12 protein-coding genes are annotated in these 12,772 nt (G+C 66.7%); 8 read left to right on the top strand and 4 right to left on the bottom strand.

Going from position 1 to position 12,772, the window contains the following annotated elements; translation table 11 throughout:
• The first annotated feature begins 2 nt into the window (after positions 1–2).
• The 7 genes from ACTQ49_RS03815 (at position 3) to ACTQ49_RS03785 (ending at position 6,364) form a co-directional block, all read left to right on the top strand.
• A complete protein-coding gene (locus ACTQ49_RS03815; RefSeq protein WP_441826523.1) occupies positions 3–947 on the top strand; it encodes a gluconeogenesis factor YvcK family protein in 945 nt (314 codons plus the stop codon).
• Positions 948–1,176: 229 nt separating this feature from the next.
• The gene (gene whiA / locus ACTQ49_RS03810; RefSeq protein WP_441826522.1) at positions 1,177–2,163 is read left to right on the top strand and encodes a DNA-binding protein WhiA; all 987 of its coding nucleotides are present in this window, start codon (positions 1,177–1,179) and stop codon (positions 2,161–2,163) included.
• A 237-nt stretch (positions 2,164–2,400) separates the two neighbouring features.
• Positions 2,401–3,405 (top strand): type I glyceraldehyde-3-phosphate dehydrogenase, encoded by a 1,005-nt coding sequence (gap, locus tag ACTQ49_RS03805; RefSeq protein ID WP_420175698.1) that lies wholly within the window; start codon positions 2,401–2,403, stop codon positions 3,403–3,405.
• A gap of 124 nt (positions 3,406–3,529) precedes the next feature.
• Positions 3,530–4,741 carry a phosphoglycerate kinase gene (locus tag ACTQ49_RS03800; protein ID WP_441826521.1) on the top strand — a complete coding sequence of 404 codons (1,212 nt, stop codon included), beginning with the start codon at positions 3,530–3,532 and terminating at the stop codon, positions 4,739–4,741.
• Positions 4,741–5,535, top strand: a complete 795-nt coding sequence (gene tpiA, locus ACTQ49_RS03795; protein WP_441826520.1) for a triose-phosphate isomerase — start codon at positions 4,741–4,743, stop codon at positions 5,533–5,535. Before ACTQ49_RS03800 ends, tpiA begins: the two co-directional genes overlap by 1 nt.
• 149 nt (positions 5,536–5,684) lie before the next feature.
• Positions 5,685–5,927: a preprotein translocase subunit SecG gene (gene secG, locus ACTQ49_RS03790; protein ID WP_441826710.1), complete on the top strand. Its 243-nt coding sequence runs from the start codon at positions 5,685–5,687 to the stop codon at positions 5,925–5,927.
• A gap of 80 nt (positions 5,928–6,007) precedes the next feature.
• Positions 6,008–6,364: an RNA polymerase-binding protein RbpA gene (locus ACTQ49_RS03785; RefSeq protein ID WP_441826519.1), complete on the top strand. Its 357-nt coding sequence runs from the start codon at positions 6,008–6,010 to the stop codon at positions 6,362–6,364.
• Between the two features lie 132 nt (positions 6,365–6,496).
• On the opposite strand, the gene pgl is transcribed toward ACTQ49_RS03785, so the two are convergent.
• From pgl to tal, 4 genes are all read right to left on the bottom strand, one after another.
• A complete protein-coding gene (gene pgl / locus ACTQ49_RS03780; protein ID WP_441826518.1) occupies positions 6,497–7,228 on the bottom strand; it encodes a 6-phosphogluconolactonase in 732 nt (243 codons plus the stop codon).
• Positions 7,228–8,220, bottom strand: a complete 993-nt coding sequence (locus ACTQ49_RS03775) for a glucose-6-phosphate dehydrogenase assembly protein OpcA (protein WP_441826517.1) — start codon at positions 8,218–8,220, stop codon at positions 7,228–7,230. Before ACTQ49_RS03775 ends, pgl begins: the two co-directional genes overlap by 1 nt.
• An 11-nt stretch (positions 8,221–8,231) precedes the next feature.
• Positions 8,232–9,764 carry a glucose-6-phosphate dehydrogenase gene (zwf, locus tag ACTQ49_RS03770; protein WP_441826516.1) on the bottom strand — a complete coding sequence of 511 codons (1,533 nt, stop codon included), beginning with the start codon at positions 9,762–9,764 and terminating at the stop codon, positions 8,232–8,234.
• 103 nt (positions 9,765–9,867) lie between these two features.
• Complete coding sequence (gene tal / locus ACTQ49_RS03765) at positions 9,868–10,983, bottom strand: transaldolase (RefSeq protein WP_441826515.1); 1,116 nt, start codon at positions 10,981–10,983, stop codon at positions 9,868–9,870.
• 291 nt (positions 10,984–11,274) lie between these two features.
• Between tal and ACTQ49_RS03760 the strand changes: the two genes are divergently transcribed.
• Positions 11,275–12,201 carry a heme o synthase gene (locus ACTQ49_RS03760; protein ID WP_441826709.1) on the top strand — a complete coding sequence of 309 codons (927 nt, stop codon included), beginning with the start codon at positions 11,275–11,277 and terminating at the stop codon, positions 12,199–12,201.
• Positions 12,202–12,772: the final 571 nt, after the last annotated feature.

Below are 12,772 nucleotides of genomic sequence, written 5' to 3'. Positions count from 1 at the left end.
GCATGGACATGCGAACCAGTCGCCCGTCGGTCACGGCCCTGGGAGGTGGCCACGGTCTCTACGCGAGCCTCAGTGCCCTGCGCAGGGTGACCGACCGGCTCACGGCCGTCGTCACGGTCGCCGACGACGGGGGATCCTCGGGCAGGCTCAGGACCGAGTTCGACTGCCTCCCGCCGGGCGATCTCCGGATGGCGCTCGCGGCCCTGTGCGGTGATGACCACGCTGGACGCCAGTGGGCCGACGTTCTGCAGTCCCGATTCGACGGCAATGGCCCGCTGGGCGGTCATGCCGTCGGCAATCTGCTGATCGCGGGCCTGTGGCAACACCTCGGGGATCCCGTGGCTGGTCTGGACCAGGTGGGGGAACTCCTGCGAACCCGCGGCCGGGTGCTGCCCATGTCATTGACCCCCTTGACCATCGAGGCCGACGTCATCGGTCTCGACCCGATCCGCCCGGACGAGGTCTGCACCCTGTCCGGCCAGGCCACCGTCGCCAAGACCCGAGCCCAGGTGCAGAAGATCCGGCTGGTGCCGGAGGATGCAGCGGCCTGCCCCGACGCGGTCGAGGCCGTGATGGAGAGCGACTTCGTGGTGCTGGGGCCCGGATCCTGGTTCACCTCGGTCCTGCCGCACCTCCAGGTTCCGGAGCTGGCGCAGGCCATCGTGGACACCTCGGCCCGCAAGGTGGTCACCCTGAACATGTCGTCGGCCGGGGAGACAGATGGTTTCACCCCCTCACGGCACATCGAGCTGCTGGCCGAGCACACGCCCCAGTTGAGATTGGATGTGGTGATCGCGGACCAGAGCTTTGCCGACGAGCATCTGGACACCTTCGTCCGGTCGCTCGGGGCGGAACTGGAGGTCGCGGACGTGGCGATGCGCGATGGATCGGCGCGACACGATCCCTTGCGCCTGGCGTCCGTGTACGCCGAGGTGCTCGGCTGTTGACCCAGTGTTGTTGACCCAGTGCTGTTGACCCCATACCGCTGCTGGCGGCACCGACGTGTGCCGTGGCCGCCCTGAACAGGGTGACGAGTGCGGCGCGTCATGATTGAATCGGAGCCCTGAGGAGGGGCCGCCCCCTCCGCGCCTCGGGGGAGGACCAAACAGACACAGTGCACCGTGTCCGAAACCTGCTGGGCGGGGGCCGGAGTGGTGCGGGAAGGATCCGTGCCCCATGGCCATGACCCAGCAGGTGAAGGCGGAGCTCGCCACCATTCGGGTGACGAAGCCCTGCTGCCGACGCGCCGAGGTGGCCAGCATGCTGCGCTTCGCCGGGGGCATCCACATCGTCAGCGGCAGGATCGTGGTGGAGGCCGAATTCGACACCGGCGCCGCGGCCCGCCGACTGCGGACCGCGGTCCAGGAGCTCTACGGCCTCACGCCCGACCTGATCATGGTCAACGGCGCGGGGATTCGACGTGGCACGCGCTACACCGTGCGCCTGGTGCAGGGTGGCGATGCGCTGGCCCGGCAGACCGGATTGACCGATTCCCACGGACGCCCGGTGCGTGGCCTGCCGGCCATCGTCGTCGGGGGCGGGACCTGTTGCCAGGTCGCCGCCTGGCGGGGCGCCTTCCTGGCCCATGGTTCACTCACCGAGCCCGGTCGGTCGATGGCGCTCGAGGTCACCTGCCCCGGTTCCGAGGCTGCCCTGGCGCTGGTGGGCGCCGCCCGCCGTCTCCAGATCACGTCGAAGGCACGCGAGGTGCGCAATGTGGACCGCGTGGTGATCCGCGACGGTGATGCGATCGCCGCCATGCTGACCCGGTTGGGCGCCCACGAATCCCTCCTGGCCTGGGAGGAGCGGCGGATGCGCCGCGAGGTGCGTGCTTCGGCGAATCGACTGGCGAACTTCGACGATGCCAATCTGCGCCGTTCTGCGCGAGCGGCCGTGGCGGCGGGCGCTCGGGTGGAGCGTGCCCTGGAGATCCTTGGTGATGACGTGCCGGACCACTTGAAGGCGGCTGGGCTGCTACGCTTGGAGCACAAGAATGCGAGCCTCGAGGAACTGGGGCAGCTGCACAATCCGCCGCTCACCAAGGATGCCGTGGCTGGCCGGATCCGACGGCTGCTGGCGACGGCCGACAAGGCCGCAGCCGAGCGGGGCATCCCGGGCACCGAGTCCAGCCTCAGCCCCGAGATGTTGCAGGAGTCCCACTGACCGGGGCGCCGTCCCGCTCGTCTGCGAGCACCGGCCCTTCCCGAATGACCGCACTCTGCTTGACCAACTGGTAGGAATTGGGTGTTGGTCGTTCATCCCGTGTTCACTTGCGGTGATACCAGTGCCACTTCCGGTCCGCTCGCTACGGCGACCTCCACCATTCGTTACACTCGGACATGTCCGTACACGCCTTCCGCTACGGCGGCAGGCAATCGAATATCTCGAAGGAGATAACGCATGACCGTCAAGGTTGGAATCAACGGCTTCGGCCGCATCGGCCGCAACTACTTCCGTGCCCTCATCGAGCAGGGTGCCGACATCGAGGTCGTTGCCGTCAACGACCTGACCGACAACAAGACCCTCGCGCACCTGCTTAAGTACGACTCGCTGATGGGCCGTTTCGACGGCGAGGTCAGCTTCGACGACGACTCCATCACCGTTGACGGCAAGAAGATCAAGGCTCTGGCCGAGCGCGATCCCAAGAACCTGCCCTGGGGCGACCTGGGTGTCGACATCGTCATCGAGTCGACCGGCTTCTTCACCGACGCCGAGAAGGCCAAGGCCCACATCGAGGCCGGCGCCAAGAAGGTCATCATCTCCGCCCCCGGCAAGAATGTCGACGGCACCTTCGTGATGGGCGTCAACGACAAGGACTACACCAACGAGATGAACATCATCTCGAACGCGTCCTGCACCACCAACTGCCTGGCCCCGATGGCCAAGGTGCTGAACGACAACTTCGGCATCGAGCGCGGCATCATGACCACCATCCACAGCTACACCGGTGACCAGCGCCTGCTCGACGCCCCCCACAGCGACCTGCGTCGCGCCCGCGCCGCCGCGCTGAACATGATCCCCACCAAGACCGGCGCCGCCCAGGCCGTCGCCCTGGTCATCCCCGAGCTCAAGGGCAAGTTCGACGGCTTCGCCGTGCGCGTTCCCACCCCCACCGGCTCGCTGACCGACCTCACCTTCGAGGCCTCCAAGGAGGTCACCGTCGAGGAGATCTGCGCCGCCATGAAGGCTGCCGCCGAGGGTGAGCTCAAGGGTGTCCTGAAGTACACCGAGGATCCGATCGTCTCCTCCGACATCGTCGGTGATCCCCACACCAGCATCTTCGATGCCACCCTGACCAAGGTCGTCGGCAAGACCGTCAAGGTCCTGTCCTGGTACGACAACGAGTGGGGCTACTCCAACTCGCTGGTTCGCCTGACCGCCCTGGTCGGCAGCAAGCTGGCCTGATCTCCCGATCAAACCGTGTGACGGGGTGGGACGCTCCGGCGTCCCGCCCCGTCGTCACATCCGCACCACCTGCACCACATCCGGGGCGTTGGCGCCCCACCCATTCCTCGACGGAAGGACCGACGTGAAGTCGATCAAGGATCTTGGCGATCTGAAGGGCAAGCGGGTTGTCATCCGCTGCGATTTCAATGTGCCGCTGGATGGCGACACCATCACCGACGACGGCCGCATCAAGGCCGCACTGCCCACCCTGAACGAGCTGCGTGAGGCTGGTGCCCGCGTGGTCGTGCTGGCCCACCTGGGCCGCCCCAAGGGTGAGGTGAACCCCAAGTACTCCCTGGCCCCCGTGGCCAAGCGCCTGGGCGAGCTGCTCGGCACCGAGCTCCCGCTGGCCGGTGACGTCGTCGGCGAGTCCGCCAAGGCCACCGTGGACGCCCTCGCCGACGGCGACGTCGCCCTGATGGAGAATGTCCGCTACGAGAAGGCGGAGGAGAGCAAGGACGAGGCCGAGCGCGTCGAGCTGGCCAAGAAGTACGCCGAGCTGGGCGACGTCTATGTCTCCGACGGCTTCGGCGTCGTGCATCGCAAGCAGGCGAGCGTCTACGACATCGCCAAGCTGCTGCCCAGCGCCGCCGGCCTTCTGGTGAAGAAGGAGGAGGACGTCTTCTCGAAGGTCCTCTCGGATCCGGACCGCCCGCTGACCGTCGTGCTGGGCGGTGCGAAGGTGGCCGACAAGCTGGCCGTCATCGACAACCTGCTCAAGATCGCCGACACCGTGATTGTCGGTGGCGGCATGGCCTATACCTTCCTCGCGGCCCAGGGCCACGAGATCGGAAAGTCCCTCTTCGACGAGGCCTCCCTTGATGCCTGCAAGGGCTACATCAAGCAGGCCGAGGAATCGGGCAAGCAGCTGCTGCTCCCGGTCGACGTGCGCGTCGCCTCGGGCATGGACTTCGACGCCAAGACCGTCGATGGTGCCGTCGACGTCGTGAAGGCCGACGCCATCCCCGCCGACAAGATGGGCCTGGACATCGGCCCCGAGACCGAGCAGCTCTTCGCCGACGCGATCAAGAGTGCCAAGACCGTCGTCTGGAACGGCCCCATGGGTGTCTTCGAGATCGAGGAGCTCAGCAAGGGCACCGCGGCTGTCGCGAAGGCCCTCACCGAGGTCGACGGCCTGAGCGTCGTCGGTGGTGGCGACTCTGCTGCCGCCGTGCGTGAGCTCGGCCACGCCGACGACGAGTTCGGCCACATCTCCACCGGTGGTGGCGCCTCGCTCGAATACCTGGAGGGCAAGGAGCTCCCGGGTCTCACCGTTCTGGAAGGAAGCAACTGATGGCACGCAAGCCGATCATGGCCGGCAACTGGAAGATGAACCTCGACCACGTCGAGGCCACCGGCCTGGTGCAGAAGCTGGCCTGGACCCTCAAGGACAAGGGCTACGACGAGTCGAAGTCCGAGGCCGTCGTCCTGGTCCCCTTCACCGACATCCGCACCGTCCAGACCCTCGTGGAGGGCGATCGCCTGCCGATCGCCTTCGGCGCGCAGGACGTGTCGATGTACGACAAGGGCGCCTACACCGGCGAGGTCGCCGCGCCGATGCTGGCCAAGCTGAACTGCTCCTACGTGGTCGTTGGCCACTCCGAGCGTCGCCAGTACCACGGTGAGGACGACCAGGTCGTCAACACCAAGGCCAAGAAGGTCATCGAGCACGGCATGACGCCGATCATCTGCGTCGGTGAGGGCCTCGACGTGCGCAAGGCCGGCAACCAGGTGCAGTACACGCTGGACCAGGTCAAGGGTTCGCTCGACGGTATCAGCGCCGCCCAGGTCGCCAACCTGGTCATCGCCTACGAGCCCGTCTGGGCCATCGGCACCGGCGAGGTGGCCACCCCCGAGGATGCGCAGGAAGTCTGTGGCGCCATCCGCGAGGAGATCGGCAAGCTCTACGACGCCCCGACCGCCGAGGCCGTGCGCATCCAGTACGGCGGCTCGGTCAAGGCCAAGAATGTCGGCGAGCTGATGGCCAAGCCGGACGTTGACGGTGCGCTGGTGGGTGGCGCCAGCCTCGATCCGGAGGAGTTCGCCGGAATCGTGCGCTTCTACGAGCTGCCTGCCGTCTCTGCCTGACCCAGGCACGAGCCGTGCTCCGAACGGGGCGTCACCGCTGGTGGCGCCCCGTTCGCACGTCTCGGTGGAGACACGCTGCTACCGCTTGTCGGAATGTGGAAAAGAGTGAACCGTGGGTTACGCTTGCCCACGTGATTCTGGTACCGCTGATGACCTGGCCCATCATGACTCTGTCGATCGTGCTGGTCGTGCTGAGTTTGATCCTGGCCCTCTTCATCCTGCTCCACAAGGGGCGCGGCGGAGGCATGTCCGACCTGTTCGGTGGTGGAATGTCCACCTCCATGGGCGGCACGTCCGTGGCTGAGCGCAATCTTGATCGGCTGACGGTGATCGTCGGTCTGCTCTGGTTCACCACGATCATCGGCCTCCTGGCGCTCTACCGCTACAGCTGAGGTCGCAGGGCGTCGCGACGACGCTGCACCGGCGAGCACTGCGTCGGTGGTCAATCACTTGTGGAAATAGGAGAACAACTGTGGCAGGTGGCAGCGCCATCCGGGGGAGCCGCGTAGGAGCAGGACCCATGGGGGAGGCGGAACGCGGCGATGCGGCTCCGCGCCTCTACGTCTCGTACTTCTGCTCGAACGGACACGAGACCCGACCGGCCTTCGCGGCTGAGGCAGCGATTCCGGAGAGCTGGGACTGTCCGCGGTGTGGGCTGCCGGCCAACACGGATGCGGAGAATCCGCCGCCGCCGCCGAAGATCCTGCCGTACAAGACCCACCTGGCCTATGTGAAGGAACGCCGCACCGACGAGGAGGCCCAAGCAATCCTGGCGGAGGCCCTGCAGATCCTGCGTGATCGCCGCGAGCGCGGTGACATCATCTACTGACCGTGAACCCATGACCCGGCGCAATCCGGGCGGGCACGGAGAAGGGGCCCGGACGCGTTGGCGTCCGGGCCCCTTGCGTTGCCGTGTCCTCGCGCGCCCCCGGGAACCGGCGCGATTGCCGGGGGCGCAAGCTCACAATCCGCAGCGGTAGAAGGGCAGGTCCTCTGCGGCGGACTCGTCGACGAACCACAGCGTCTCCAACTCCCCACGAACCTGGGTCGCGGGCAGCAACTGGTCGCCCTGCAGCGCGCGTGCCACCGCTGCTGCCTTGTCCTGGCCCGTGACCAGGACCCAGACCCGTTGCGATCGGTTGATCGCCCTCAACGTCAGGCTGATCCGCTCGGCCGGTGGCTTGGGGGAGTCGGTGACACCGATCGCCAGGGAGCTGCCCTGTTCGTGCGAGGGATGCCCGGGGAAGATGGAGGCCACATGGCCGTCCGCTCCCAGGCCCAGCAGACACACGTCGAAGGTGGTCTCTCCCAAGTCATGGGCGTAGGCATAGGCCGCCTCGCCCGGATCGGCCTTGCCGTCGCTGGCCGGCATCGGGTGGGTCTGGGCGCTGGACAGGTGCAGCGTCCGAGCCAGGATGGACAGCGCCTGCAGGGCATTGCGGTCGGGATCGGTGGTGGAGACGAAGCAGTCATCACTCCACCACAGGTGCAGCGCCTCGGGGCGCAGTCCCGAATCCGGCACCAGCTCGGCGAAACGTTCGTAGATGCGGTTGGCCGTGCGACCTCCCGTCAGGCACAGGTGCACCGTCTCCTGAGTCTCCTGCAGCTGGAGCAGGGTGTGCAGCAGATGGCTGGCGGCCTGGGCCACCAGATCATCGGTGTCCTCATGACGCAGGACGCGTGGTTGGCTCATCAGCTCTCCTCCTGGGCAGCATCTTGCTCTTGACGAGGGCCAGACGTGTCCTTCTTCGCCTTCTTCGTCTCCTTGGCCTCGTCCACGGAACTCTTGCTGTTGCGCGTCAGCAGCATCTGGGTGGCCTGTTCGAAGACCGCGTCGGAATCCATCCGGCGCAATTCCTCGGTGATCAGGTCATTGATGTCGCGACGCTTGAGTGCCACCTGGCGTTCTGGCTGGCCGGGCACCAGGTAGCTGGCGGTATTGGCATTGCTGGGGCGCAGGATGGCGATGTCGCCGGCCGCGGTGGTGAGGCGGACACCCGTGATTCCCGGCCCCTTGGTGTACTTGCGTTCCACCGGGACGTCGAGGCGCGCCTGGAGCCAGGCGGCCATCAGCTCGGCCGGCGCATTGTCACGGGCCGCCTCCACGGTGGCGCTGCGCACACGGCCGGGGTACTGGTCCACTGCGGCAGCCAAGAGCGCGCGCCAGGGCGTCAGGCGGGTCCAGGTCAGGTCCGTGTCGCCGGGGGAGTGGTAGCGCGCGCGCACGCTGACGGCCTCGACAGGATTGCGTGCACCGGCGGCATCGGTGATCCGACGGTTGGCCAGCGCACCCACCTGGTCATCGGAGGGGTGCTCCGGCGATTCATTGGGCCACCAGACAACCACCTTGGAATCGGGCAGCAGTAGGGGCAGCACCACCGATCCGCTGTGCTCGGCGAGCTCACCGTGCATGCGCAGGGTCACGATGTCGCCAGGGATCCCTTCCCCGGTGCGGATCTCTGCGTCCAGACGGGACTCGTCGCCATTGCCGTGCACGACGACGAGGATGCGAGAGGGATGCTCGCCGCCGGCCTGCAGGCAGGCCTGCAGCACCTTCTTGTAGTGCTTCTCCTGGGTCACCACCACGAGCGTGAAGGCCAGGGCGGTGTTGCCGGTCTTCTGGTGCGCCTTCTGCAGGGCGCGCGAGATCCGGGACGTGGAGGTCTGGCTGAGTTCGATGATCATCGTGCTGCCTTTCAGGGACGTCGCCAGTGGAAGCCGTCACGCGCCAGCATCTCGTCGGCGCTGGAGGGGCCCCAGGTGCCCGCGGCATAGCCTTCCGGCGTGCCGTTCTCGGCCCAGAAGTCCAGGACCGGGTCCAGGATCCGCCAGCCCAGCTCCACTTCCTCGTGCTGCGGGAAGAGCGGCGGATCGCCCAGCAGCACGTCGAGGATGAGACGCTCGTAGGCCTCGGGGCTGGACTCGGTGAAGGCGCCGCCGTAGCCGAAATCCATGCTGACCTCGCGGATCTCCATGGCGCTGCCCGGCACCTTCGCGCCGAACCGCATGGTGACGCCCTCATCGGGCTGGATGCGCATCACCAAGGCATTCGTGCCCATCTCGGTGGTGTCGGTGGCGGCGAAGGGCAGGTGCGGAGCTCGCTTGAAGTTCAGGGCGATCTCGGTCACCCGTCGGGGCATCCGCTTGGCCGTGCGCAGGTAGAAGGGGACGCCGGCCCAGCGCCGGTTGTCCACGTCGACGCGAATGGCTGCATAGGTCTCCGTGGTGGAGGACGGCTCGATCCCGTCCTCCTCCAGGTAGCCGCGCACCTTCTCGCCTCCCTGCCAGCCACCCAGATACTGGCCCCGGGCCGTGTGAGCGGCCAGATCGGCCGGAGTGGAGGCAGCAGCCAGCACCTTGCGCTTCTCTGCCCGCAATTCCTCGGCCTCGAAGTTGTTCGGCTCCTCCATCGCGGTCAGGGCCATCAGCTGCAGGAGGTGGTTCTGGATAACATCCCGGGCCGCGCCGATGCCGTCGTAGTAACCAGCCCGGCCACCGATGCCGATGTCCTCTGCCATGGTGATCTGCACGTGGCTCACGTAGTTGTTGTTCCAGATCGGCTCGAACATCTGGTTGGCAAAGCGCAGCGCCAGCATGTTCTGCACCGTCTCCTTGCCCAGGTAGTGGTCGATGCGGAAGACCGACTCGCTGGGGAAGACGCTGCCCACCACCCGGTTCAGCTCCCGGGCGCTGTCCAGATCGTGTCCGAAGGGCTTCTCGATGATGACCCGGCTCCACCGGCCACCGTCCTGCTTGGCCAGACCGTGCTTGCGGAGTTGGCCGACGACCCGGTCGAAGCTGGCCGGTGGGATCGACAGGTAGAAGGCATTGTTGCCCGCAGTGCCCTGGCTCTCCTCGAGGTCGCGCAGGGTCACCTTGAGGTCGGCGAAACCCTGGTCGTCGGTGAAGTTGCCCTGGACGAAGCGGATGCCCTGACGCAGCTGCTCCCAGACCTCCTCCTTGAAGGGCGTGCGTGCGTGAGCCTTGACGGCCTCCAGCACCACCTGGGCGAAGGCGTCCTCGTCCCAGTCACGACGGGCATAGCCCACCAGGGCGAAGCCCGGGGGCAACAGGCCGCGATTGGCCAGGTCATAGACAGCGGGCAACAACTTCTTGCCGGCCAGGTCGCCGGTGACCCCGAAGATCACCAGGGCGCACGGGCCCGCGATCCTGGGGAGTCGGCGGTCAAGGGGATCGCGTAGCGGATTGACGCGTTCGTCTTCGCTCACTGGGGCTCCTGTGGGACGGGGGCGGACGGCAAGAGGCACCGAGGACGGGCGAGGCCCGCGACCGGTCAGCACCGGGCGCGGGCCTCCAAGAGACTACCTGTGGTCAGGCCTTGGCGGCTTCCACAGCAGAACTTACGTCACCGACGAGCTCGTCCCACGAAGTGATGAACTTCGAGACGCCCTCGTCCTCCAGCTTGGCGACGACGTCGTCCATGTCGATGCCCACCTGCGCGAGCTTGCCCATGACGTCGATGGCCTGGTCGATGTTGTCGGTGATGGTGTCGCCGGTGACCTCACCGTGGTCGGCGACGGCATCCATCGTCTTTTCGGGCATGGTGTTCACACAGCCATCGGCCACCAGCTGGGTGACGTACATGGTGTCGTCGTAGGAGCGATCCTTGACTCCGGTGGAGGCCCACAGTGGGCGCTGCGGGTGGGCACCGCGCGACTTGAGGACACCCCAGCGTTCGGAGGTCATCACCTCCAGCCACGCGGCGTAGGCGATGCGGGCATTGGCGATGGCGGCCTGTCCCTTCAGGGCCAGCGCCTCGTCGGTGCCGATCTCCATGAGGCGCTTGTCCACCTCGGAGTCCACCCGCGAGACGAAGAAGCTGGCAACGCTGTGGATCTCGTCGATGTCCAGACCAGCCTCCAGCGCGTCCTCAAGGCCCGAGAGCCATGCCTCCATGACCTCGCGGTACCGCTCGATGGAGAAGATCAGGGTGACATTGACGCTGATGCCGGCGGCGATGGTCTTGCGGATGGCCTCCAGACCGGGACGGGTGGCGGGGATCTTGATCAGGACATTCGATCGGTCGACCTTCTCGAACAACTCCTTGGCCTGGGCCACGGTGCCGTCGGTGTCCATGGCCAGTCCCGGCTCCACCTCGATGGAGACCCGGCCATCGACGCCGTCGGTCTGCTCGTTCAGGTCTGCGAACAGTTCACACGCGTCGCGCACGTCGCTGGTGGTGAGTTCGCGGATGGCCTCGTCGACGCTGAGTTCGGGATTGGCCGCCACGAGGGAGGCGAGCTGTTCGGCATAGGCCTCGCCATTGCTGAGGGCCGCGGCGAAGATGGTCGGATTGGTGGTGACGCCGGTGACGGACTTCTCGGCAACCAGCTGGGCGAGGTTGCCGCTCGTCAGGCGGTTGCGTGAAAGGTCGTCCAGCCAGATCGAGACCCCTGCGTCGGAGAGGGCCTTGAGTCGCTCGTTCACGGTTCCTCCTGCTGAAGATGTGGTGGGTGGTACGTCTTGAACACTAGTTGGGCCTGTACAGGGCCGGTAGCAGCTGCCGACAGTTGCCATGACGAGGTGTTGCACCGCTCGGCACGGAATCGGTTTTCTCTGCAACAAGACGTAGAATTGGCCGGAGTTGCCCCGCGCACGGTGCGGGGCCGGGGGCAGCATGGCCGACGCCGCGCCCTGGGAAGGGAGAGCCACGTGACCACGCAGCACACCACCGAGCACGCCGACGGGTCCGCCCGCGGGGCTTCCGGTGGCGAGCCGCTGGACGCGGCGACCACCCACGCGGGTGGTACGGACAAGGCGACTCTCGGGGACAAGGTCAAGGCCTACGTCGCCCTCACCAAGCCCCGCATCATCGAGCTGTTGTTGACCACCACCCTGCCCGTGATGTTCCTGGCCGCCGGGGGAGTACCTCCGCTGTGGGTGGCCCTGTGGACCATGGTGGGCGGCATGCTCAGCGCGGGCAGCGCCAATGCCTTCAACTGCATCCTCGACGCCGACATCGACGAGGTGATGCGTCGCACACGCCGTCGCCCGATGCCGCGTCACCGTGTCTCCACGCGCAATGCTTATGTCTTTGCGATCACCCTGGCGATCATCTCGACGCTGGTGCTGGGATTCGGAGCCAATTGGCTCTCGGCCTTCCTGGCGCTGGGGGCGAATGCCTTCTATGTCTTCGTCTACACGATGTGGCTGAAGCGTCGCACCAGCCAGAACATCGTCTGGGGCGGCATCGCAGGTTGCTTCCCGCCCCTGATCGGCTGGACGGCGATCACCGGCAGCGTCAGCTGGGCCCCCATCCTGCTCTTCCTGGTGGTCTTCTTCTGGACCCCGCCGCACACGTGGGCGCTGGCCTTCCGCTACCGCGAGGACTACGCCGCCGCGAATGTGCCGATGCTCCCGGTCGTGATGGACGCCGTCGGTGTGTGCCGACGCATCCTCTTCTACTCGGTGCTGACGGTCCTCACCACGCTGCTGGTCTGGCCGGTGGCGAACACGGGCTGGATCTACCCTGCCGTGGCAGTCATCGCCGGGGCGGTCTTCCTCTGGGAGGCGTGGCAGCTGCTCCAGCGCGCGAAGGCCGGCAAGCGCGATGCCGAGTTGAAGGCGATGCGTCTGTTCCACTGGTCGAACAGCTACTTGGCCCTGGTCTTCCTGGCCATTGCGATCGATCCGATCATCTTCTGATCCGTCCGGATCAGGGCCGCCTCTGGGTGGAGCTCGTGGCCCGGTCGCGCTGTCAATGGTGGACCCGTCTCGTGGCGTGGTCCGCCTGACGACGCGCGGTCTGCCACACGTGATGTCCACCGCACGTCTTGGGGGCACCACTCCTGATGGCTACTACTGGGCACGTGGGAGTTGGTGGGGCACGTGATGCAGTGCGTGCCCGTGGGGTTTGGACGTGCGTAGTGGCATCCGGTGCAGGCGGTGCTGGCGCCGGTGCGGGCTGTGTGCTGGCGCCGGTGCGGGTGTCACGGGGCACGTGGGAGTTGGTGGGGCACGTGATGCAGTGCGTGCCCGTGGGGTTTGGATGTGCACAGTCGCGTGGGGCGGCCCACCAGTGACACGAGGCGTGGGGTGGCCAACCACTGGCACGAGGCGTGGGGCGGTCCACCTGGGGGATGCGCCCGGGCAGTCTAGGGTGATCTCAGTGTCAGGGTGGTGGCACCGCGATGTGTCGCGGTGGTTGGATCCTGATCACCAGTCGTCTGACTCGTAGGGTGTTTGCCTTCGTGGCGTTCATGCGTTTTGTCGGCGT

The organism is Luteococcus sp. Sow4_B9 (assembly GCF_052116585.1).
GTDB lineage: Bacteria > Actinomycetota > Actinomycetes > Propionibacteriales > Propionibacteriaceae > Luteococcus.
This window is presented reverse-complemented; position numbering and strand designations above follow the sequence as displayed.